We start from the raw sequence: 21799 nt of genomic DNA, 5'->3' as shown, positions 1-21799 counted from the left end.
GCGCTGCCTTGGAGCACCCGAACGGGCGCCCTGCGTGGTCACGCAGCACTACCGCCTCCGGACGCCGACCGTTCATGCGCTCTGCCTTCCGGCGCATGAACGGGCGCCCTGCGTGGTCACGCAGCGCTACCGCCTCCGGACGCTGACCGTTCATGCGCCATGCACCGTCGGATCCGAACCACCCGCCGGCTCGGAGTAGACGATATCGACGAGCGTGTCGCCCCGATACACCAGCGAGGTGAGCGAGGCCAGACCACACTGCCGACTGCGCGGATCATGCCAGAGGCGCTGGCCCTGCAGGAACCGGCGCAGCGTCCACACCGGCAGCTGATGGGAGACCAGCACCGCCTCACGACCGGCCGACTCCACCCGGGCCTTGTTCACCGCGGCCAGCATGCGGTGCGCGATCTGCAGGTAGGGCTCACCCCAGGACGGAGTGAACGGGTCGCGGAGTTTCCACCAGTGCCGGGGTTTGCGCAGTGCGCCGTCCCCGACCGACACCCGCAACCCCTCGAAGGTGTTACCGGCCTCGATGAGGTTCTCGTCGGTGCGCACGATCAGCCCGTGCCGGCCCGCGATGGGTTCGGCGGTCTCCTGCGCCCGCTGCAGCGGCGACGCGATGACCAGGGCGATATCGTGATCGGCCAGTGCCCGCGCGACCGCGCCGGCCTGCGCCCGCCCAGTCACCGACAGACCGAAACCGGGCAGCCTGCCGTACAGGATCCCGCGTGGATTGTGCACTTCACCGTGCCGCAGCACATGCACGATGGTTTCCACCGATTCGGCATCGGAGGCGCCGGTCGACGGCGCGGTCGCGGCCACCTCACCCGGTGTGCCGAGATCGGTGCCGGTCTCCGCTGCGGGGCCGGCGGGTCCGGTGGTGGATATCGGGTCGTCCCGGTCTGCCGGGGCGGCGGATACGCGCTCGGGGTCGGACTTGCTCACGCGCGATTTCCTTCGGGTGTGGCGCTCGCGGCCGCTTCGGCGGCGGCGGGCAGGGCTGCGGCGATTCGGTCGAACGCGGCGTCGTCGAGCGCGGCCGAAACGAACCAGGCCTCGAACGCGCTGGGCGGCGCGTACACCCCGCCGTCGAGCAGCGCATGGAAGAAGCCCGGGTAGCGCCAGGTCGCGCTCGCCTTGGCGGCGGCGTAGTCGAGTACCGGTTCATCGGCGAAGAACACGCTGACCATATTGCCCGCGAACTGCACCCGGTGCGGGACCCCCGCGCCGGTGAGGGCGTCGGTGAGCAGAATCCCGAGCCGTTCGCTGTTGCGGTCGAGCGCGGCGTACACCGCGTCGTCGGCGGCGCGCAGGGTCGCGAGCCCGGCCGCCACGGCCACCGGATTCCCGGACAGGGTGCCCGCTTGGTAGACCGGGCCCAGCGGGGCCAGCCGGTCCATCACCTCGGCGCGGCCGCCGAACGCGGCCGCGGGCAGCCCGCCGCTCATCACCTTGCCGAAGGTGTAGAGGTCGGCGCCCACCGGATCGAGTCCGTACCAGCCGGCCGCGCTCACCCGGAAACCCGTCATCACCTCGTCCATGATGAGCAACGCCCCGTGATCGGAGGTGATCCGGCGCAGCCCGGCATTGAAATCGGGCAGCGGCGCCACCGCGCCCATGTTCCCGGCGGCGGCCTCGGTGATCACCGCGGCGATCTCGCCCGGGTTCGCCTCGAAAGCGGCGCGCACGGCGTCCAGATCGTTGTAGGGCACCACGATGGTGTCGGCGGCCTGCGCCCCGGTGACGCCGGGCGAGGTCGGCAGCGCGAATGTCGCGACCCCGGAACCCGCTTCGGCCAGCAGCGCGTCGACGTGGCCGTGATAACACCCGGCGAATTTGATGATCTTGGTGCGCCCGGTGTACCCGCGCGCCAGCCGGACCGCGCTCATGGTCGCCTCGGTCCCGGAATTCACCAGCCGCACCTTCTGCACCGGAGCGACCCGCTCGACGATGAGTTCGGCCAGTTCCACCTCGCCCGGTGTCGGCGCCCCGAAGGACAACCCCGATCCGGCGACCTCGCGGACCGCCTCGACCACCGCCGGATGGGCGTGCCCGAGGATCATCGGCCCCCAGGAGCACACCAGATCGACGTAATCGTTACCGTCGGCGTCGGTCAGCCGGCAGCCCCGGGCGGATGTGATGAACCTCGGCGTGCCGCCCACCGAGCCGAAGGCACGCACCGGGGAATTGACACCACCGGGGACAACCGCTTCGGCTCGCTGGAAAAGCTGACTGGAGGCCGGCACCGCCGTACCGGCCACGCGCAGAGAACTCACGGCCTCCAGTTTGGCAGCCGCCTCCGCCGGCGTCGACGACAGGGTGCGCATACGTGACATACACCGCCACGACCACACCGGCCAAGCCAAATACAGCAGGGTCAGGACCCGAGTGCGTAGTCTCTGTCTGCATCGGAACACACAGCGGATCATCGGCCGGGGAGGTCGTTTTGCAGATTGCCAGGAGTACTGCGGCTCTTTCTCTGGTCTCGGTCGCCCTCGGAGCCCTGGTCACCGGCCTCGGCGCGGGTACGGCGGCAGCCGCCGAACCGGTCGTCGACCCCGACAACGCGCGCGCCGGATTCCGGTTGAACCAGCCCGAAACCGCGGCGCTGGCCGCGGGCCCGATCCCGGCCCTGGTCGACCACGTGATCCCGCCCTCCCAGATCGGCGCCGGACTCGACAGTGACACCCGTCTCTACCGCGACGAGAACGGCGGCGTCCACGCGTCGCTGCGCCAGGTGATCCTGGAGTCGGCCGACAACGGCGGTTCGGTGCTGGTGTTCTTCCACGTCCCCGGCGCACCGCACGGCCGGGTGTTCGATATCTATCAGCAGTGGCGCTGACCGGCCGGTTCAGGCCCGCCGCGGCACCCGGACCAGCCGGGCGACCGCATCGATGACGGCGGTACCCGCACCCGCCACCAACAGCATCGCCAGGAACAACCACGGCCCTGCATACCGGGTCGCGGTATAGGCGGGCACATCGCCGGTCGCCGGGAAATCGGTGTTCTGGACGCCAAGGTTCCAGCAGAGCGCGGCCAGCGCCAGCGCGAGAACCGCCAGCGCGATATCGGCAGCCGGTAGGACGAGCGAACGGTTCACAGGTCTCCTCGGGTCGGCGGCTCGGACGCGATCACCCGATCGTGCCCGCCCGCGACCCGATAATCAATCGTCGCGACCGGCATCCGGTGCGCGATCCTCCTCGACGGGGGGCACGCCCACCACCCGGGTCAACGCCGACCGCAGCGCGCGATGGTCCTTGGCCCAGGTGCGCACCAGTTCACCGTCGGTGCGGCGCAACCCGATCGCGGTACGCCGCCGCGGTACACCGGTCAGTTCGCCGAGCGCTCGCCCGCTCTCCCAGGGTTCGTCGGCATCCACCGGCAGCACCGCGGCGATGGACCCGACCAGTGTCGTCTCGGCACCGTTACGCAGGAAGCCGTCGGTGAGTTCGACGCTGACATGGGTGCGGGCGGCATACACCTGCAATACCGCGAACCCACTGATCAGTACGGCGCAGAAGATGAGGGCGAACCAGTGCGGTGTGACGCCCGCCGCGATCTCCACGGCCAGCAACAGCGCGCAGACCAGGGGGCCGTAGGCGACCGCCCGCCAGCGGGCTCCGGGCTCGACGAAGAGAATCTCCCCGGCCTCCGGGGCGGTATCCACTCGATCAGGCATAGGCGAACCGGCCGGAAACGAGGGCCACGCGGATCAGCCGATAACGCCGGGAATCAGCAGAACCGCGACGGTGAGGACCCCGAACAGGACCAGAAGAGTCAGTACGAGCATATCCCGCCGAATACTCTGTGGCTGTTGGATCACCACTCGCATCATTGCCTCCGATCCCCGGACGGTCAGGTTTCCCGTCCTACTGACCGGGTACCCGAGGCCGCCGGTTGGCATGTCCTCTGTGACAGCCCTCACCATACATGGCGGAATACCGGGAACAAACTCCACGTTCGTTATCCGAATGGGCCACTGGCCGGCTGTCGGTTACAACGCCCAGGTCAGCGAGCCGGGTTCCGGCTCTCAACGATTCCCGGGAGCCCCGGGTCCACGCGGCAGAAACCATTTCGCCGCTTCCGGGCGCTGGCAGAGAAAGATCGCACCGCCGGCCAACACCGCCTGCACAATGGACGCCGCCCCGGACAGCACCGGCCCGGTCCCCTCCACCACGCCGATGGAGAACAGCGCGATCACCCCGGAGATCACCAGCCAGACCCCGGCGAAGGTCAGCAGGGTCCGCGCCCACAGCTTTCCCTTGCCGAGCTGATGCACGACCAGCACACCCAGCGCGGCGACCGCCAGGCCCAGGATCACGCCCAGCACCGCCCCCACCGTGACCAGCAGGTCGACCATCGCCGGTGTGATCTGCGGGTCCGCCGCCTGCATCCGCTCCCGGAAGTCCGCGCTGAACCGCTCGCGGTTGGTCAGGGTGTCGGCCAAGGATACGAACAACCGGCCCACACCCAAACCGATTACGCCCCACCACAGTTGCCGCGCGGTGACAATATCCACCGGCGGAGTCATGACAGCCAGAGCGCCGCCTCCGTCGCCCAATAGGTGAGCACGATATCCGCGCCCGCGCGACGGATACCGGTCAGCGATTCCAGCACGGCGCCGCGGCGATCGATCCAGCCGCGCTCGGCCGCCGCCGTGATCATCGAGTACTCCCCGGAAATCTGATACGCCGCAACGGGCACCGGGGAACGGTCGGCCACCTCGCGCAGGATATCCAGATACGACATGGCCGGTTTCACCATGACGATATCGGCGCCCTGCTCCAGGTCCAGCTCCAACTCCCGGATCGACTCCCGGCGGTTGGCCGCGTCCTGCTGATAGGTCCGGCGGTCGCCTTGCAGCGACGACGCCACCGCCTCCCGGAAGGGGCCGTAGAACGCCGACGCGTACTTGGCCGCGTAGGCGAGGATCGCGGTATCGGTCCGGCCCGCCTCGTCCAGCCCCTCCCGGATCGCGCCGACCTGACCGTCCATCATCCCGCTCGTACCGAGCAGATCGGCGCCCGCCTCGGCCTGAGCCAGCGCCATCTCCACATACCGCCGCACCGTGGCGTCGTTGTCGACCGCACCCGAACCGTCCAGCACCCCGCAATGGCCGTGGTCGGTGAACTCGTCGAGGCAGGTATCGGCCATCACCACGGTGGCATCCCCCACCTCGGCGGCCAGCGCCCGCAACCCCCGGTTCAAGATGCCCTCCGGATCGGTCGCGCCGCTCCCCAGCGGATCCTTGTCCTCCGGCTTCGGCACCCCGAACAACATCAGCCCGCCCACACCGGCCGAAACGGCCTCGGTGGCAGCTTTGCGCAGGGAATCCAGCGAATGCTGGAACACCCCGGGCATCGAACCGATCTCCCGGGCCTCGGACAACCCATCCGCCACGAACATCGGCAACACCAGATGCCGCGGCTCCAGACTGGTCTCGGCCACCAGCCGCCGCAACGCCGGCGTACGCCGCAGGCGCCGCGGACGCTCGATACCGCTCATGGTGTGAAGTCTAGGGGTGCCGGTACAGACGGGTTCGGCGCCCCTGACCGGGGGCAGGGCCTCGCGGGGCCGGGAGGGATCCGGGGCAATGCCCGAGGAAGCGAGGGGTGAACAGACGTAGCGGCCACTGGTGGCGAGGAAAGGTGGGCTCACCAGCGAAAGATGGATGACGGCCGGCGGCGGACCCGGACGCGGGGCGTTCGCGGGTGAGGTGTGGGTTTACCCGTGAAGACGGGAAGCGGGTTACTCGCGATAGCCGGATGCAGGCGGGCGAGGATCAGGCGACGACCGACCCCCGAATCGCGGAAGGTGCGCGCACTCGCGATGTCCGGATACGAGGGCCAACAAGGTCCGGCGCGAACCTCGCTCATGCGCTTTCGAGGCCGAAACGGCGAGACGGGCCGCAACCCTTCGAGGTGTCTCGTAAAACTCGACGCATGCGGGTTGCGTCGGCATTCGATGTTCGGGTCGGATGCCGACTTGACCGTCCGGTCGGCCTGGCGTCTGATCGCTTTCACCAACAGGAGCGACCTGTCGGTGCCGAGTTCAGCGAGGCCCTGAAAGGGTCGAGGCCCGTCCAGTCGTTCAGCACCCGAAGCGCATGCGCGAAGCGCGAGTCTCGGGCGCTGAACGGCGGGACCGAGGGGGCCTCGACCCCGCGGCGCCGAAGGCGCCGCCAATAAACACAGCTTCGGTGATTACCGGCTGCGGCGGCTCTTCTTCCGCGGGGGCGGCAGAAGTCCCTCCGCCCGGAGCCGGGCTGCGTGTTCGGCCAGCGCTTCCACCAGCGCGCCCACCTGGGCGACCTCCGGCTGCACGTCGACGCGCAGGCCGAATTCCACCGCGGTCTCGGCGGTTTTCGGGCCGATGCAGGCCACGATGGTTCGGGCGTGCGGTTTTCCGGCGATACCTACCAGGTTGCGGACCGTGGAGCTCGAGGTGAACAGCACGGCGTCGAAGCCGCCGGTTTTGATCATCTCGCGGGTTTCCGCGGGCGGCGGGGAGGCCCGCACGGTGCGGTAGGCGGTGACATCGTCGATCTCCCAGCCGCGTTCGCGCAGTCCTTCGGCCAGGGTCTCGGTGGCGATATCCGCACGCGGCAACAGGACGCGGTTCACCGGATCGAATACGTCGTCGTAGGGCGGGAAGTCGGCAAGCAGGCCGAGCGAGGACTGTTCCCCGCTGGGCAGCAGTTCCGGGTTGATACCGAAGGAGCGCACCTTCTCGGCGGTGGCCTCGCCGACGCAGGCGATCTTCACGCCCGAGAACGCGCGGGCGTCGAGACCGAATTCGGCGAACTTCTCCCAGACCGCACGGACGGCGTTGGTGGAGGTGAAGACCACCCACTGATAGCGACCGTCCACCAGACCCTTGACCGCGCGTTCCATCTGCGCGGGGCTGCGCGGCGGTTCCACCGCGATGGTCGGCACTTCCTTGGGGATGGCGCCGTGGGTGACCAGCCGTTCGCTCATCTCCCCGGCCTGGTCCTTGGTCCGCGGCACGAGCACGGTCCAGCCGTACAGCGCGCGCGACTCCCACCACGACATCTTCGACCGCTGCGCGACCGCCTTGCCGATGGTGACCACCAGCGGGCCGACCAGTTCGGAGGCGGCGCTGTTCAGGGTGGCCAGGGTGGCTTCGATGGTGCGCTGCTGGCGGGTGGTGCCGCGGACGGTGACCGCGACCGGGGTCTGCGGGGCCATACCGTGTTCCACCAGGGCGCTCGCGGTTTCGGCCAGATGGCCGGAGGTGGCGTGCAACACCAGCGGTCCGGGCGCGGCGGCCAGGGCGGGCCAATCCACTTCGCCACGCACATCGGCCTCGGTGTGACCGGAGCCCAACGCGATACCGGCGTAGCTGGGCACCGCCGAACCGGAGGGCAGCCCGGGCAGCACCTCGAAGACGATATGCGAACGGGTGACCGTGGTGACCTCGGCGATCACCGCGTCGGTGGTGAGCGGGTCACCGGAGACCACCCGTACCACGTCGTGGCCGGCCTTGGCTTCGGCGATCAGCGTTTTGGCGACCTCGGCGGGTTCACCGAGGGCGGGCCGGACATCGACCGAGCGCTCCCCGTCGGGTTCCGGTTCGACCTCGGTGCCGATCAGGGCGAGCACTCCGGCGTCCACATCGGGATCGGTGAACGCGAGGGTGGCCCGGCACAGCACTTCGCGCGATCGGGTGGTCAGCAATGCCGGGTCCCCCGGGCCCGATCCGACGAACAGGATCCGCCCCGGATGCTTCTTGCTGGCTCGACTCATCGGTTGTTCTCCATTGGACTGGGTTCGGTGAAGTCCGTGGCGGTGCTCGTTCCCGCGGCAGCGGCGCTCGGTTCCGCTGCGGCGGTGCTCGTTCCCACCGGGGTGGTGTTGTCTCCGGCTCTCGCGAGGTCCGGTTCCGCGGTGCCGGGTTCGGCGGCGAGTAGCTCCTGCGCGCCCAGCTCCAGTAGTTCGCGGGCCAGTGCGCGGCCGAGTTCGGCGGCCTCGGCCGGTGCTCCCACCGTCGAGGCCCGTATCACATCGGAACCGTCGAGCGCGGCGGCACAGCCGCGCAGCGAGAGTTCCTCGACGATGCGCCCGTCGTCGTCCAGAGATTCGACGATTTCGGCGATCGCTCCGACGGGCGCGGTGCAGCCCGCCTCGAGTTCGGCGAGCAGCGCCCGTTCCGCGGTGACGGCCGTTCTGGTGGCGGCGTCGTCGAGGACGGTGAGCAGCTCGATCAGGTCTGTGTCGGCGGCGCGGCATTCGACGGCCAGCGCACCCTGCGCGGGCGCCGGCAGCATCTGCACGGGTTCCAGCGCTTCGGTGACGGCGTCCAGCCGGCCGATCCGGGCCAATCCGGCACGCGCGACCACGACGGCGTCCAGCTCGCCTTCGGCGACCTGACGCAGCCGGGTGTCGAGATTGCCGCGCAGCGGCCGGATCTCCAGGCCCAGACCCAAGGCCAGCAGCTGCGCCACCCGGCGCGGCGCGGAAGTGCCGACCACCGCGCCCGGTGGTAGCTCACCCAGTACCAGGCCGTCGCGGGCGACGAGCGCGTCGCGCGGGTCCTGGCGCGGGGGTACCGCGGCGAGGGCGAAACGGTCGTCCCCGGCGGTGGGTAGGTCCTTGTACGAGTGCACCGCGATATCGATGTTCGCGGCGGCGAGTTCGGCGCGCAGCGCACTGGTGAACACGCCCACACCGATCTCCTGGACCGGGTCGGCGGACAGATCGCCCGGTGTTTCCACGATCACCAGCTCCGCCGGCTGCCCGGCCGCCATCAGTGCGTCCCGCACGTCACCGGCCTGGGTACGCGCGAGCAGACTGCCGCGGGTGCCGATCCGCCACGGACGCCGGCCGGCTCCGGGCCCCCCGGCGCCCGCGACCGCTGCCGCGTCCGAGCCCTGCAGGATGGTCATGTCGACTGCTCCTGTTCCTCGTCGTGGCCGCCGGGTGTGAAATCGTCGGCCAGGGCTACTTCGCCGTCCAGCCCCATCCAGCCGGCCCCGTTGTGTTCGGCTCGGCTGATCTCCATGGGCGCAGCGACCGCCTGGGCCGATCCGGGTGTCAGTTCGAACAGTTCGCGCAGCGCTTCGGCGTAGCTGTCGCCGCCGGGGGTGCTGGCCAGTTGTTTGACCCGCACCGTCGGCGCGTGCAGCAGTTTGTCCACCACCCGCCGCACGGTGCGGGCCACCTCGTCACGTTCGGGGTCGGCCAGCCGCGGCAGCCGCGAATCCAACCGCAGCAGTTCGGCCTCCACCACCTCGGCGGCGCGCTGGCGCAGCGCGGCGACGGTCGGCGTGACCTCGGCCATACGCTGTCCGGCCAGGTATTTGGCCAGTTCCTCGGCGACAATGGCACGCGCGGCGGCGGTATCGCCGGCCGCGGCACCGGCGGCCGGGTCGTGCTGCAGGGTCTCGATATCGATCACCGTGACCCCGGGCAGCCCCGCCACCGCATGGTCCACATCCCGAGGTAGGCCCAGATCGCAGAACACCATCGGGCGGCCGGACCCGCGATCGGGGTCCGACAGCGCATTGTGCGCGTCGGCCAGGGTGACCACCGACCCCACCGCGCCGGTGCAGGTGACCACCACGTCGGCCACCGACAGCGCGTCGGTGAGCCGGGACAGTTCATAGGCCTGCGCCGCCACGCCGTGTGACTCAGCGGTCGCGGCGAGTCGCTGCGCCCGGTCGATGGTGCGGTTGACCACCAGGATCCGTCCGATCCCGGCGCGGGCCAGATGCGCGACCGACAGGCCGCCCATGGCACCGGCGCCGATCACCGCGGCCGTACGACCGGCCAGCGGTCCGAGAACCGTGGTCGCCCGGTCCAGGGCCACCGACACCACCGAGGCACCGGCCCGGTCGATGCCGGTTTCCGAATGCACCCGTTTACCGACGCGCAGCGCCTGCTGGGAGAGTTCGTGCAGGGTCCGGCCGACGGCCTGCTGGGCGTCGGCGGTGGTGTAGGCGCTGCGAATCTGGCTGAGCACCTGCTGCTCGCCGACCACCATCGAATCCAGCCCGCTGGCCACCGCGAACAGATGCTCGGCGGCGGCCTCGCTGTAACGCACATAGGCGTGCCGGGTCAGCTCCGGCATCGGCAGCCCGGAATGGGCGGTCAGCAGCTCACCGACATCGGCCAGACCACCGTGGAACGCGTCGACCACCGCGTAGATCTCCACCCGGTTGCAGGTGGAGACGATCATGGCTTCGGAGATATGGCTGGAGGCCAGCATGCGGTCGATCAGCTTGGGCCGATCGGTATCGGTGATCGCCACCTTCTCCAACATCGCCACGGGCGCGCTGCGATGTGAGATCCCGACGAGAAGAACGCTCATGGTGTGACCACCGATCCCTTGCTGGTTGGCTCCGTTGCCGTATGCGAGGTCGTCTGGGCGGCCTGCGCCGCACAATGGGACAGCCCGGTGGAGCCCGGCGTCGAATGCGCGGGCATCCGGCGAGCGATCCGGCCGGAGCCGTTCAGTGGGTGAGCGGACGGCACGGCACTACCGTTTGCAACGCCGACCGCCGTGGGATCGTTTGCCGCTCGGGGCGCGTTCTCCGCCACATCCACGGTGTTCACGCCGTCATCCGGGCCGGTGGCAGGCTCCTCCGGGTCGGCGTTGCGGACCCGCTCGAACGAGAGCATCTGCATCTCCACCGCCAGATCCACCCGGCGTAACTCGACGCCCGGCGGTGCGGTCAGCGGGCACAGCGCGAAACTCAGGATGGATTGCACCCCGGCGGCGACCAGTTCGTCGCATACCTGCTGGGCAGCGTCGTCGGGCACGGCGATCACCGCGATGGTCGGGCGCAGTACCGCGATACCGTCGGTGAGGCCGGCCGCGTCACGTACCCGCAGGCCCTCGACCTCGCGGCCGATCACCTCGGGGTCGTTGTCGAAGACTCCGACCACCGCGAAGCCGCGGCGCCGGAAGCCGCGATAGCCGACCAGCGCACGCCCGAGATTACCGGCGCCGACCAGGACCACCCGGTGCCCACCGGACAGCCCGAGCACATCTTCGATCCGGGCCCGCAGCCGCGCCACGTCGTAGCCCACCCCGCGAACCCCGTTGGGGCCCAGGAAGGACAGGTCCTTACGCAGTTTGGCGGAATTGACACCCGCCGCGACAGCCAGTTCCTCACTGGATACGATGGCCACACCGTCATCGGTCAGCAGGGCGAGCACCCGGAGATAGGTGGCCAGCCGCGCCACCGTAGCCTGGGGGATGCCCTTCTGCAGTGTGCGGGTGGTGACGTTGGGAGCATCGCCGGAGACGTCGCGCGTCTCATGGTGCTCTGTCACGTCCTGGCTCCTCGTCCGGGCCGAAGCGGCCCGGGTGCTCGGCGACCTCCGTTGCGGTCCATGCGCCGATGACGGGGTCGGATATGGGTTGATTCACCTGCTACCGGCGGCCGGATACTCGCCCCGGCCTGCGGCTCGCGTGCCACCACCGTAACTGCTTGTGAACCCATGCACAAAGTCGGTGAAATTCGCCTCATTTTGTGTCGCGACCCGACCTTGTACGATCCCCGGCCGGAATTCGGACACTCTCAACGATTCAGATCGGCCCGCAACCGGGTCTCGTCCACATCGAAATAACTGTGTTCCCGGCCGTCGAGCAGCACCACCGGCAGCCGGTCACCGTATTCGGCGCGCAGTCCGGGGTCCGTGCCGGCGACTGCGTCCACATCCACGCTGTCGGCCTCGATACCGAATTCCGCGCAGATCACCCGCAGCTGTTCCAGCGCCCGCTCGCACATACCGCAACCGGCGCGGGTCAGCAGGGTCACCTCGTGCGTCGTCGAGTTCGTCATGACCGCTATTCAACCCGCCGCGGACCGGACGCGGCGGGCTGTAGTGCGTCTCGGGGCAGCCGTCCGGTTACTGTGGACGTGATTCGCGCGAACAGGCGGAGGTACTGGTGCCGGAACGATCGAAGGTGGGGAAATCCGGGTTCATCGCGGGCCGGTTCGGGGAACTTCCGGTCCGATGGAATCTGGGCCCGCTCGGACAGGGCCTGTCCGAGCAGCTGGCGCGTATTTCGCGCAGCCCGTTCGGGCCCAGCGAAGAGGAGGTCCGCGCCAATGTCGCCGGTGAGGCCAGCGCGGACGCCGCACTGGCCCTGCAGGACGCCGAGCGGGCGGCCGTCGGCGCCCCGCCGGAGGTCCCGCGCGACCTCACCGCGGCGGCTTTTTTCGACGTGGACAACACCATGGTGCAGGGCGCCTCGATCGTGCATTTCGCCCGAGGCCTGGCCGCGCGCAAATACTTTCGCAGCGCCGACCTGGTCGATATCGCGTGGAAGCAGGTGAAGTTCCGGATCACCGGCAAAGAGAGCAGCACCGATATGGCCACCGGTAAAGAGAAGGCGCTGGAATTCATCGCCGGGCGGTCCACTGCCGAACTCGCCGCGCTCGGCGAGGAAATCTACGACGAGATCATCGCCGACAAGATCTGGCCCGGCACTCGCGCGCTGGCGCAGATGCACCTCGACGCCGGTCAGCAGGTGTGGCTGGTGACCGCCACCCCCGTCGAACTCGCACAGGTGATCGCCAAACGCCTCGGCCTGACCGGGGCCCTGGGCACCGTGGCCGAAAGTGTCGATGGAAAATTCACCGGCCGTCTGGTCGGCGATATCCTGCACGGCCTCGGTAAGGCGCACGCCGTCCGGGCCCTGGCCATCCGCGAGGGCCTCAACCTCAAACGCTGCACCGCCTACTCCGACAGCCACAACGATGTACCCATGCTGTCGCTCACCGGAACCGCGGTGGCGATCAACCCGGATTCCGATCTCCGCGAGGTCGCCAAGGCCCGCGGCTGGGAGATCCGTGATTTCCGCACCGGCCGCAAAGCCGCCAAGATCGGGGTGCCCACCGCCCTCGCCCTGGGCGCCGCGGGCGGGGCGGTCGCCGCCGCGGTCACCCGCCGCAGGAGTGCGCAGTAAGAGGTGGGTGGCCGCGCCACCCACCTGTCAGCCCATAAAGGCGTTGCGGCGTCTGACCAGCAGTTTGTACAGGGTCTGCTGAATCGTTTCGCGGACCTGGTCGGTGACCTCGAACATGAGCATGGGGTCGTCGGCGTCCTCGGCCTGGTACTCGGTGGTGCTGATCGGGGTACCGAACTCGATGTACCACTTCGAGGGCAGCGGGACCGCGCCCAGCGGGCCCAGATGCGGGAAGGTGGGGGTCACCGGGAAGTAGGGCAGGCCGAGGAGCCGGGCCAGCGGCTTGATATCGGCGATCTTCGGATAGATCTCTTCGGAGCCCACGATCGAGCACGGGATGATCGGTACTCCGGCGCGGACCGCCGCGGCGACGAATCCGCCGCGCCCGAATCGCTGCAGTTTGTACCGGTCGGCGTACTTCTTGCCGACACCCTTGAAACCTTCGGGGAACACGCCGGTGAGTTCGCCGGCGCTCAGCAGCCGTTCGGCATCGGGGCGGCAGGCCAGGGTGTGGCCGGCTTTACGGGCCAGGGTGCCCAGCATGGGCATCTCGAAGACCAGATCGGCGGCCAGCAGGCGCAGGGCGCGCTGTTTGGGGTGGTGGTCGTGCACCGCGAGTTGCAGCATGAGCCCGTCGATGGGCACCGTGCCGGCGTGGTTGGCCACGATCAGGGCACCACCGACCTCGGGGACGTTCTCCATGCCACTGGTCTGCACCCGGAACCAGTTGTCGGCCAGCGGGCGCAGAGCCGGCAGCAGTACCGATTCGAGTAGGTGCTCGTCGAACCCGAATTCGTCGACCTGGTAGTCGCCGGTGAGCCGGCGCCGGGCGAATTCGGCGGTACGCCCGATCTGCCTACCGAGGGCGTCGCGCATCAGATCGGTGACCGAGCGCGGCGCGGCGGGTGTGGGCGGGGTGAGACGGTCGGTCAGCGAGGTCACCGACCGGTCGGCAGAACCGGTCCAGTTACGTGTCGCGGGCCGTGGCCGCGGCACGGTAGCGAGGTCCTGCAGTCTGATGACTTTGGCGACGTCGTTCATGTATGTGCTCCCGTACCGGCCTTGATGAGGCCGAGCAGTTTGTTTTCTGCGGCGTCGATCCACGCTGGATCGACCACGGGCCGCGACGCTGCGCCCCCGGTGAAGTCGTCGAACGCCTGTACCGTCGTCCAGCGCGGTTCGAACCCGAGTTCGCCGCGCATACGCGTCGTGTCCAGACCACAACCGAAGAGAAAGTAATCGAGCTGTTCGGAACTGAAATCACGCATCACCGGACTCATCAGTGTCCGGCCGACGGTGCGGAACACCGACCAGGGTACCGGCATTGCGACCCGACCGGAACGACGGACCGCCTGGGAAAGTGCGAGCACGCCGTCACCGGCCACATTGAAGGTGCCGCCCGGGCCGTGCCGGACGGCGTGCACCAAGGCGGCGACCGCATCTTCCTCGTGCAGGAACTGCATACGCGCGTCCCGGCCGAGCACGGTCGGGGTGATCGGGGAACGCAGCAGCTGCCCCGCCCGGGCACCCAGGCCGGGTCCGACCATCGGCGCCAGGCGCAGCGTGAGCACGGTGATATCGGGGCGGCGGCGGGCCAGACCGCGGGCAAAGCCCTCGATCTCGATCATGTCCCGGGCGAACCAGCCCGATGGTGGCCTGCGGGCGCTCATCTCCTCCGTGAATTGCGCGGGATCCTTGGCACTCCCCCCGTATACCCCGGAACTGGAACGTGACACCACCCGGCGCACGGTCGGCGATTTCTGGCAGACGGCGAACAACTGCATCGCCCCGAGGACGTTCATATCCTTCATCGCGGCCCGCCCGCCGCCCGAAGGCGGCTGCGACAGCACCGCGGTATGCACCACGGTATCGACCTGATAACGCTCGAAAACCTTGCGGATCAACGGGTTCCGGATATCGGCACGCACGAATTCGGCACGCCCCATCCGGCGGCGCAGCGGCGGTGCGGGGGTGAGTACGTCGACCGCGACGACCCGCTCGATCCCGGGGTCGGAGACGAGCCGGCACACAACATTGCCACCGAAGTACCGACTGGCGCCTGTCACCAGTACGACCTTGGGCTTGTAGCTGCCGTTCGCTTCAGTGTCCACCTGCACCGGACCGTTCCACCTCGAGCATCGAGCCCCCGCTCAATAGTTCCGACTACCAGCCTAACGACCGGCGCAGCCACCACCGGCTTCTTAACGGGGACCTAACCCCGATTTCAGTTGATGGAAACGCGACGAAACCCGCTACCGAATGGTAGCGGGTTCCGTCGAGGACGTTGCGCGGTTGCGCTTACTTGCCGAGTTTGCGCCGCTGCACGCGGGTACGACGAAGCAGCTTCCGGTGCTTCTTCTTCGACATGCGCTTGCGGCGCTTCTTGATCACAGAACCCATAGGGTGTCCTCGCGTTCTCTCCTCGGCGCGTCTCGCGCTCGCTTACGTCAACTGTCCGGTCGTATGCCCGGTTGCTCGCGGCTGAATCTCAGCCCTGGAGGCGGCGGCCCCGCGCGGCCCCGAAAGGGACGCAGCGTGCCGCCGATCCAACACAGCGAGCGTTGATGTTACCGGCCCGCTCCCGCAGGCCGGTAACCGCCTTCACCCGGCATCGAAATAGGACGTTTCCAGATAATCGTGCACCGCCTTGGCGTGTACCCGGAAAGATCTCCCGACACGAACCGCCGGTAGCTCTCCCGAGTGCACCAGCCGGTACACCGTCATCTTGGAAACTCTCATCAAATTCGCCACCTCGGCGACGGTGAGGAATTGCGTACCACCACCGAGTATTGATTGTCCTGGCGACGAACCACCGCCGCTGTTAGCGGACATCTTGTTCGAAGACATCATCGCACCACTGACCTCCGGCACGTCCGCGCCGCCGGCTTCCCCACCAGCGGAACAGACACGCACGTGCTCCTTGAAGCTTAGCGGGACCAGTGGGATTACTGCGACGGGAGTGAGAAATCAGGTTCATACGCTGGGGGTCAGGAGGTCATTCCGTGGTCGCGCCCTGTTCGGCGGAACGCTGTTTGGCCGCGTGCAGCGCCTCCAGGAACGCCGACCGCAGACCCGCGCGCTCGAGCTCGCGCACCGCCGCCGCGGTGGTACCGGCCGGGGAGGTGACCGCCGCGCGCAGATCGACCGCACTCTGCCCCGACTCCGCGAGCATGGCCGCCGACCCGAGCATCGTCTGAGTGACCAGTTGCGCCGAGACATCGCGGGTCAGGCCCAGCCCAACACCCGCCTCGACCATCGCCTCGACAACCAGGAAGAAATACGCCGGTCCGGAACCCGATACGGCGGTCACGGCGTCCATCTGGGATTCGGCGACGACGCATGTCTGTCCCACCGTGCTCAGCAGGTCGGTGACCAACTCCAGCTGCTCTGCCTTGGCGTAGCGGCCGCCGGCCAGCACACTCATACCCTCACCGACCAGCATCGGGGTATTCGGCATGACCCGCACCACGGGGAATCCCGCGGGTAGTTTGGCCTCCAGCCGCGCCGTCGGCACCCCGGCCGCCAGCGAGACCAGGATCTGATCACGGTCGCCGCCCAGGTCGGCCTTACCGAGTTCGGTGAGCACGGCATCCACATCGCCCGGTTTCACCGCGACCACGAGCAGATCGGCACCCACCGCGGCATCGTCGACCGCGTCGGTCACCCGCACCCCGAACCGGTCCGCGAGCAGCTCGGCCCGGTCGGTGTGCGTTTCGACCACCACCAAGTCCTTGACGGCCCGTCCGGCCTCCAGCAGGCCGGCAATGAGGGCCTCCCCGATCCGGCCGCCACCGATCACCGCAATTCGTGTCATGGGCGCCATTGTTCTTGGCATGCTCTCGACAGCGGGGCCCGGGGCCCCGTAATCACCTCTTCGGGGAGGGCAGCAGGGCCAACTGGCGGCTCTGGGCCACCAGGGCACCGGTGGAGTCGACCACGATCTGGTCGGAATCGAATATCCCACCGCCGACCTCGTGTGTGGTGGCGACGATGCGCAACCAGCCGGGCGCGGGCCGCCGCCGGAGATAGGTGGTCATCTGCACGGTCGGGGACCAGCCGAAATACCCGAGATTGGTGGGGACCGGCGGGCACATATCGGCCGCCATCATCGCGATGTAGGACGCGATCTCGGGATCGGCCTGATCGGCCGGGCGCGGGCGCAGCCACATCCGCAACCGGGGTTCGCCGTGGGCGTTGTCGATGAACCGCGCCCATTCCCGGTCCAGGAAGGCGTCCATACCCCGGGCCACGTGCACGATCCGGCCCATCGAGGAGCCCGCCTCGTAGCCGATGGCGTCCGCCGTCGGTTCCACCGGCAGATCGGTGTGCTCCGGGGTGTAGAGCGGCGGCCGCTCCGGACCGTCCGGATGACCGAAGGTGAACGCGGTACGGACCAGCGGCCGGCCGCGCTGCACCAGCGTCACATCCACCAGGCAGATCTGGCGGCCCACCTTGCGGACCGTCACGTCGTAGACCACCTCGCCCGGCTCCGGGGCGCCGAGGAAATCGGTACTCCCCGACAGCGGGGCCATGGTCGCGCGCTCCGGTTCCACGGTGCGCAGCCAGCGACTCGCGGCCGCCGCCGAACCGGCGACCATGGTTCCGCCGTGCACCTTCGGGCCGATCGTCCAGATATCGTCGATGACGCCGCGATAGCGCCCGTCGCCCGGTTCGTCGGCAGCGAGCTCGGTTAGGGAACACACCCGGCGGAACGGGGCGTCGGTGGACGCCGAACCCAGCTCGGCGTGCAGTTCCGTCTCCGTCGTCATCGGTACTCCTTCTCCTCGGCCCGGTAACCGTTCCGCGGGTGCATACTGCCGGTCAATCTTGGTACAGCGGACTCGCCCGCGTACAGGCGGACCGGTAGGGGCGCGTGTGGTCGGCCGCCCGGGAACCGGCGATCATCGAGCACTCACAGCGCTGTGAACCTACCCGGGACGGTCGAGACGCACATCCGTATACGCCTCCGGTCCGCGCCCGATGGTTCGCGCCGCCATGGATACCGCACCGGGTCAACGGGTCTCGATCGGGCTGGAGTCGGGGTGGGAGCTGAGCGCCGGGTTCAGGTGGGTCCGCGCGAACTCGAGGGTTCGGTCCAGCATGTCCGCACGGGCCGCGGTGGTGCGGGCGTCCTGGGTGTTGATCTCGGCCACGGCGTGGCCGGTGAACCCGTTGCGGACCAGCATGGCGCATACCGCCGCGCACGGCTGGGTTCCCGCGCCGGGAACCAGATGTTCGTCGTGGGCGGCGCCGCGGCCGTCGGCCAGATGCAGATGGCTCAGGCCCCGGCCCATTCGCGCGACCAATGCCAGCGGATCGGTGCCGGCGGTGGCGGTATGCGACAGGTCGAGGGTGTAGTGACGGAACCCGATTTCGGTGGGGTCGTAGCCGGGACTGAACGCGGTGAGCGACAGACCGGGGCCGCCGCGGCGTTCCAAGCGCTGGATATCGCGGGCCCGGCGGGCGAAGAGCCGATCGGCCCGCATGGGGAACATGTTCTCGACCGCGACAGCCACCGAACTGCCCTCTTCGAGTTCGCTCACCTGGTCGGCGAAGCCCTCGGAATAGCGGCGTTGCCAGCGAAACGGGGGATGCACCACGACGGTATCGGCACCCAGGGCCTCGGCCGTGCGCACACTGCGTTCCAGTTTCGCCACCGGGTCGGCACCCCAGACCCGCTGGGAGATGAGCAGGCAGGGCGCGTGCACCGCGAGTACCGGCACCGAGTACTTGCGCGCGTAACCGCGTACTGTGGTGATGCTCTGGCTGGCCGGTTCGGCCCAGACCATCAATTCGACACCGTCGTAACCCAGTTCGGCCGCGTAGCGGAAGGCCGCCTCGGTGTTCTGCGGATAGACCGAAGCCGTCGACAGCCCCACCTTGATACCGCGGCGCTGCCCGTCGTCCCGCGGGCCGGCCGCGGGAGAATTGCGTGCCATTGCTGCCTCGCTCAGCCCGTACTGAGTAGAAATGCCAGCGGACCCAATGTGACGAACACACCGACGACCACAGCGATCACGGTACTGAACATATCGTCGCCGCGCCGCAGGATCCGCACCAGTGCGACGAGCCCCAGGATCACCACGACCGCCAGCGCGAGCGCGAGGAGCGGCTGCCCCTCCCACAGCATCTCGAAACCCTTGAACGCCAGCATCCCGGCGATCGCCGCGCCCACACTCTGCGCGCCGAGCACGATCCATTGTTTGCGTGGATCTTCGGTGGTCTCGCGGTCCGCGGGGCGCGCCCCTGCCCCGAATTTCGCCTTGGTCGCGGCGAATTTGTCCCCGGCGGCACCGAATTTTCCGCTCAGCGCCGAACGCGCACGGCCCAGGCGGTTCTCACCGGCGGTGTCCTCGGAGTCGTCGTAATCGTCGGCGTCCGGATCGAAATCCGGTTCGAATTCACCTGTTTCGTAGTGCTCGCCCGAGGCGGCGGGAAGCGGCCGCATGGGGCCGTGTACATCGGTGGCGAAGATATCCGTCTTCGCGAAGCCGGGGTCCGGATCGTATTGGGGGTCGGGACCGTAACCCTGCTCGGGACCGTAACCCTGCTCGGGGCCGTAACCCTGATCGGGGCCGTAACCCTGATCGGGGCCGTAACCCGGGTCGGGGGCGAAACCCGGATCGGCGCCGAAGCCCTGATCCGGCCCGAAATCCCGGGCGGGCGGCGGGGGCATCGCACCGGCCGGCCGGCCGGTGCGGACACCCGGGCCACCGAAATCGGGCGCGTCGTGCGCCGGCGTCTCCAGCCCCTGTAGTCCGGCGCGTAACCGCATACCCTGCTCGGCCGGCGACCATACGACGGTGGTCTGGTCCCCGTTCGGCTGGTCGGGCGATTCCGTGAAGGGAGCCGGCTCCGGCAGCGGCCGCGCACCGCGACGGCGGCGCTCCAGCTTGGGTCGCTGATCATCGGCCGGTGGTTCGGTCGCCTGCCATGCCTCGGTCGGCGGCGCGGCACCGGGCGGACCCAGCCGAGGCGGCCCGTCGAAGCCCTGCCTCGGCCAGGGCGAACCGGGGTCCGGCCCGCCGAAGTCCGGAGCGGGCGACCGGCCGAAAGCACCGGGCCCGGGCGGAAGGTCATAATCCGCGGAAGTATCCGGCTCGGCGGGCGCGACGGACTCCGCCGCGGCCGCGGCTTCGGCGGCTTCCGCGGCGCGCCGGCGCGCGGCCCGCCCGCCACCGGGCGTCGGCGGACCGGTCTCCCAGGACTGATTCGGCGGGGTCCCGGCGCCCGGGTCGTCCGCGAAAGCGGCGAAATCGTCGTCCGGTTCCGCGCGGCGCCGGCGACCGCCACGGCCCGGTGCCTCCGCCGCGGGCGGGAACTGTTCCCGGTCGCTCGCATAGGGGTCCGGATCACCCAGCCGCGCGGGGGCGCCGTCCGCGGCGGGGCCCGGCGCGTACGGCTCCAGCGGGTTGTAGACGGTGATCGGGCCCGACATCGGCGAGTTGTTCGGATCCGGGGCGGCATACGAAACCTGCTCGCCCCCATAACTCTGCGCATCGAAGCCGTTGCCGGCCGGATCGCCCGCCGCGGCGGCGGAGTACTCCTCGTCGGCCTCGTCGGGAGCCGCATGGGCCGAACCGTTGCGTTCGACGGCCGGTATATCGCCGGACAGGTCGTCGACCGAGAGCCCGCGCCCGCCGCGCCGTCGCCGGCCGCCGCCGGCGGCCGGCTCCGCGCCGTTGCGGGCCAGCAGCTCGGCTACCGACAGTTGATTGGAGTTCCTGCTCATGAAGGCACCGTTTCGATCGGGCCCGCCGACGTCGCGCCGCCGGGCGTCGAACCGTTCCCGGCGGCCGCGTTCGGCGTGTTCGTTGTCAGTGGTCCACCATCCATATCGGTATCCAGTTTGCGCAGAATCAGCCCTTCGCGCAGCGCCCACGGACAAATTTCCAGCGTATCCAGGGAAAGCGCGCGCATGGCGGCCTCGGCCACGAGCGCTCCCGCCACCAATTGCTGGGATCGATCGGCGCTGACACCTTCCAGTTCGGCACGATCGGAGGCGGTCATCCTGGAGATGAACGCGATCAACTGGCGCAGGCCCGAACCGGTCAGTGTCCGGCGGACCCGGGGACCGGCGCCCGAGGGCGCCGCGCCGGTGAGCCGGGCCAGCGAGCGGAAGGTTTTGGAGGTCCCCACCGCCAGATCGGGCTTACCCGCTTCGGCGAGCTGTTTGGCCGGATCCACCATCTCGGCGGCGAGCCAATCGCGGAGGATGCCGATGCGCCGTTTGCTCGGCGGGTCCTCCGGTAACCATTTGCGGGTCAGCCGGCCGGCCCCCAACTGCAGCGACAGCGCGACCTCCGGTTCCTCGTCCACGCCGCTGCTCACTTCCAGCGAGCCGCCGCCGATATCGAGGTTGATGATCCGGCCCGCGCTCCAGCCGTACCAGCGGCGCACCGCCAGGAAGGTCAGCCGGGCCTCGTCGACTCCGGCCAGCACCCGCAGGTCCACCCCGGTCTCGGCGCGCACCCGCCCCAGGACTTCGTCGGAGTTGGTGGCCTCACGTACCGCGGAGGTCGCGAAGGCCATCAGTTCCACACATCCCGACGCGGCGGCGAGATTCGCCAGATCGGCCACCGTATCGACCAGTTTCTGGGCGCCGGCCGTGGTGATCCGGCCCCTGTCGTCCATGTTCTCCGACAGCCGCAGCGACTCCTTCGTGGAGCTCATGGGCATGGGATGGCCACCCCGATGCGCGTCCACCACCAGCAGGTGAACGGTGTTGCTTCCGACATCGAGGACACCTAGACGCACACGGACACGTTACTTGGTGTACCTGAACGCCAGGCGACCCGGTTGTGGTGTTAGCGTTGAGGGTTGTGACGTCAGGCGCTGCCTCGAACGACTCCGTCCCCGC

22 protein-coding genes are annotated in these 21799 nt (G+C 69.1%); 2 read left to right on the top strand and 20 right to left on the bottom strand.

Annotated features, from left to right (window positions below):
* Positions 1–150: 150 nt before the first annotated feature.
* Positions 151–822 carry a histidine phosphatase family protein gene (locus IG75_RS0134740; protein WP_051715570.1) on the bottom strand — a complete coding sequence of 224 codons (672 nt, stop codon included), beginning with the start codon at positions 820–822 and terminating at the stop codon, positions 151–153.
* 119 nt (positions 823–941) lie between these two features.
* On the bottom strand, positions 942–2276 hold the full coding sequence (gene hemL / locus IG75_RS0134735; RefSeq protein ID WP_051715566.1) for a glutamate-1-semialdehyde 2,1-aminomutase: 1335 nt from the start codon (positions 2274–2276) through the stop codon (positions 942–944).
* A 170-nt stretch (positions 2277–2446) separates the two neighbouring features.
* On the opposite strand from hemL, the gene IG75_RS0134730 reads away from it, so the two are divergent.
* Entirely contained in the window at positions 2447–2842 is a 396-nt protein-coding gene (locus IG75_RS0134730) for a hypothetical protein (protein WP_051715552.1), read from the top strand.
* A gap of 9 nt (positions 2843–2851) precedes the next feature.
* Here the strand turns inward: IG75_RS0134730 and IG75_RS0134725 are convergent, their stop codons facing one another.
* The 9 genes from IG75_RS0134725 to IG75_RS0134680 all read right to left on the bottom strand — a co-directional run bounded on the left by IG75_RS0134725 (position 2852) and on the right by IG75_RS0134680 (position 11809).
* Positions 2852–3100: a hypothetical protein gene (locus tag IG75_RS0134725; protein ID WP_030525596.1), complete on the bottom strand. Its 249-nt coding sequence runs from the start codon at positions 3098–3100 to the stop codon at positions 2852–2854.
* A gap of 63 nt (positions 3101–3163) precedes the next feature.
* Entirely contained in the window at positions 3164–3679 is a 516-nt protein-coding gene (locus tag IG75_RS0134720; RefSeq protein WP_051715549.1) for a hypothetical protein, read from the bottom strand.
* Between the two features lie 351 nt (positions 3680–4030).
* A complete protein-coding gene (locus IG75_RS0134710; RefSeq protein WP_156059382.1) occupies positions 4031–4519 on the bottom strand; it encodes a hypothetical protein in 489 nt (162 codons plus the stop codon).
* Between the two features lie 8 nt (positions 4520–4527).
* Complete coding sequence (gene hemB / locus IG75_RS0134705) at positions 4528–5505, bottom strand: porphobilinogen synthase (protein WP_030525593.1); 978 nt, start codon at positions 5503–5505, stop codon at positions 4528–4530.
* Positions 5506–6203: 698 nt separating this feature from the next.
* Positions 6204–7766, bottom strand: a complete 1563-nt coding sequence (locus IG75_RS0134700) for a bifunctional uroporphyrinogen-III C-methyltransferase/uroporphyrinogen-III synthase (protein ID WP_030525592.1) — start codon at positions 7764–7766, stop codon at positions 6204–6206.
* Positions 7763–8905: a hydroxymethylbilane synthase gene (hemC, locus tag IG75_RS0134695; protein WP_030525591.1), complete on the bottom strand. Its 1143-nt coding sequence runs from the start codon at positions 8903–8905 to the stop codon at positions 7763–7765. The genes IG75_RS0134700 and hemC overlap by 4 nt, the downstream gene beginning before the upstream one ends.
* Positions 8902–10329, bottom strand: coding sequence for a glutamyl-tRNA reductase (locus IG75_RS0134690; RefSeq protein WP_030525590.1), 1428 nt, complete (start codon positions 10327–10329; stop codon positions 8902–8904). Before IG75_RS0134690 ends, hemC begins: the two co-directional genes overlap by 4 nt.
* Positions 10326–11297 carry a redox-sensing transcriptional repressor Rex gene (locus tag IG75_RS0134685; RefSeq protein WP_030525589.1) on the bottom strand — a complete coding sequence of 324 codons (972 nt, stop codon included), beginning with the start codon at positions 11295–11297 and terminating at the stop codon, positions 10326–10328. The genes IG75_RS0134690 and IG75_RS0134685 overlap by 4 nt, the downstream gene beginning before the upstream one ends.
* A gap of 248 nt (positions 11298–11545) precedes the next feature.
* Positions 11546–11809, bottom strand: coding sequence for a glutaredoxin family protein (locus IG75_RS0134680; RefSeq protein WP_030525588.1), 264 nt, complete (start codon positions 11807–11809; stop codon positions 11546–11548).
* A gap of 107 nt (positions 11810–11916) precedes the next feature.
* On the opposite strand from IG75_RS0134680, the gene IG75_RS0134675 reads away from it, so the two are divergent.
* Positions 11917–12939, top strand: coding sequence for an HAD family hydrolase (locus IG75_RS0134675; RefSeq protein ID WP_030525587.1), 1023 nt, complete (start codon positions 11917–11919; stop codon positions 12937–12939).
* A 27-nt stretch (positions 12940–12966) separates the two neighbouring features.
* Here the strand turns inward: IG75_RS0134675 and IG75_RS0134670 are convergent, their stop codons facing one another.
* The 9 genes from IG75_RS0134670 to IG75_RS36835 all read right to left on the bottom strand — a co-directional run bounded on the left by IG75_RS0134670 (position 12967) and on the right by IG75_RS36835 (position 21696).
* On the bottom strand, positions 12967–13980 hold the full coding sequence (locus tag IG75_RS0134670) for a lysophospholipid acyltransferase family protein (RefSeq protein WP_030525586.1): 1014 nt from the start codon (positions 13978–13980) through the stop codon (positions 12967–12969).
* Positions 13977–15050 (bottom strand): NAD-dependent epimerase/dehydratase family protein, encoded by a 1074-nt coding sequence (locus IG75_RS0134665; RefSeq protein ID WP_030525585.1) that lies wholly within the window; start codon positions 15048–15050, stop codon positions 13977–13979. Before IG75_RS0134665 ends, IG75_RS0134670 begins: the two co-directional genes overlap by 4 nt.
* A gap of 187 nt (positions 15051–15237) precedes the next feature.
* The gene (locus tag IG75_RS38730) at positions 15238–15339 is read right to left on the bottom strand and encodes a 30S ribosomal protein bS22 (protein ID WP_003402602.1); all 102 of its coding nucleotides are present in this window, start codon (positions 15337–15339) and stop codon (positions 15238–15240) included.
* 201 nt (positions 15340–15540) lie between these two features.
* Complete coding sequence (locus IG75_RS0134660) at positions 15541–15789, bottom strand: helix-turn-helix domain-containing protein (protein ID WP_030525584.1); 249 nt, start codon at positions 15787–15789, stop codon at positions 15541–15543.
* Between the two features lie 145 nt (positions 15790–15934).
* Positions 15935–16753, bottom strand: coding sequence for a pyrroline-5-carboxylate reductase (proC, locus tag IG75_RS0134655; RefSeq protein ID WP_030525583.1), 819 nt, complete (start codon positions 16751–16753; stop codon positions 15935–15937).
* A gap of 52 nt (positions 16754–16805) precedes the next feature.
* Entirely contained in the window at positions 16806–17708 is a 903-nt protein-coding gene (locus tag IG75_RS0134650) for a thioesterase family protein (protein WP_030525582.1), read from the bottom strand.
* Between the two features lie 243 nt (positions 17709–17951).
* Positions 17952–18878, bottom strand: coding sequence for a sugar phosphate isomerase/epimerase family protein (locus IG75_RS0134645; protein ID WP_051715543.1), 927 nt, complete (start codon positions 18876–18878; stop codon positions 17952–17954).
* Between the two features lie 11 nt (positions 18879–18889).
* Positions 18890–20671: a hypothetical protein gene (locus IG75_RS0134640; protein WP_030525580.1), complete on the bottom strand. Its 1782-nt coding sequence runs from the start codon at positions 20669–20671 to the stop codon at positions 18890–18892.
* Positions 20668–21696, bottom strand: coding sequence for a Ppx/GppA family phosphatase (locus IG75_RS36835; RefSeq protein ID WP_030525579.1), 1029 nt, complete (start codon positions 21694–21696; stop codon positions 20668–20670). Before IG75_RS36835 ends, IG75_RS0134640 begins: the two co-directional genes overlap by 4 nt.
* Between the last annotated feature and the right edge of the window lie 103 nt (positions 21697–21799).

Source organism: Nocardia rhamnosiphila NBRC 108938 (genome assembly GCF_000720425.1).
Lineage (GTDB): Bacteria > Actinomycetota > Actinomycetes > Mycobacteriales > Mycobacteriaceae > Nocardia > Nocardia rhamnosiphila.
Note: the sequence above shows the minus strand (reverse complement) of the source record. Positions and strands in the feature narration are given on the sequence as shown.

Coding starts and splice junctions, on each gene's coding strand:
- proC (WP_030525583.1), bottom strand. CDS start 16,753: ATGACACGAATTGCGGTGATCGGTGGCGGCCGGATCGGGGAGGCCCTC.
- IG75_RS0134700 (WP_030525592.1), bottom strand. CDS start 7,766: ATGAGTCGAGCCAGCAAGAAGCATCCGGGGCGGATCCTGTTCGTCGGA.
- hemB (WP_030525593.1), bottom strand. CDS start 5,505: ATGAGCGGTATCGAGCGTCCGCGGCGCCTGCGGCGTACGCCGGCGTTG.
- hemC (WP_030525591.1), bottom strand. CDS start 8,905: ATGACCATCCTGCAGGGCTCGGACGCGGCAGCGGTCGCGGGCGCCGGG.
- IG75_RS38730 (WP_003402602.1), bottom strand. CDS start 15,339: ATGGGTTCTGTGATCAAGAAGCGCCGCAAGCGCATGTCGAAGAAGAAG.
- IG75_RS0134640 (WP_030525580.1), bottom strand. CDS start 20,671: ATGAGCAGGAACTCCAATCAACTGTCGGTAGCCGAGCTGCTGGCCCGC.
- IG75_RS0134645 (WP_051715543.1), bottom strand. CDS start 18,878: ATGGCACGCAATTCTCCCGCGGCCGGCCCGCGGGACGACGGGCAGCGC.
- IG75_RS0134690 (WP_030525590.1), bottom strand. CDS start 10,329: ATGAGCGTTCTTCTCGTCGGGATCTCACATCGCAGCGCGCCCGTGGCG.
- IG75_RS0134720 (WP_051715549.1), bottom strand. CDS start 3,679: ATGCCTGATCGAGTGGATACCGCCCCGGAGGCCGGGGAGATTCTCTTC.
- IG75_RS0134650 (WP_030525582.1), bottom strand. CDS start 17,708: ATGACGACGGAGACGGAACTGCACGCCGAGCTGGGTTCGGCGTCCACC.
- IG75_RS0134670 (WP_030525586.1), bottom strand. CDS start 13,980: ATGAACGACGTCGCCAAAGTCATCAGACTGCAGGACCTCGCTACCGTG.
- IG75_RS0134680 (WP_030525588.1), bottom strand. CDS start 11,809: ATGACGAACTCGACGACGCACGAGGTGACCCTGCTGACCCGCGCCGGT.
- IG75_RS0134660 (WP_030525584.1), bottom strand. CDS start 15,789: ATGATGTCTTCGAACAAGATGTCCGCTAACAGCGGCGGTGGTTCGTCG.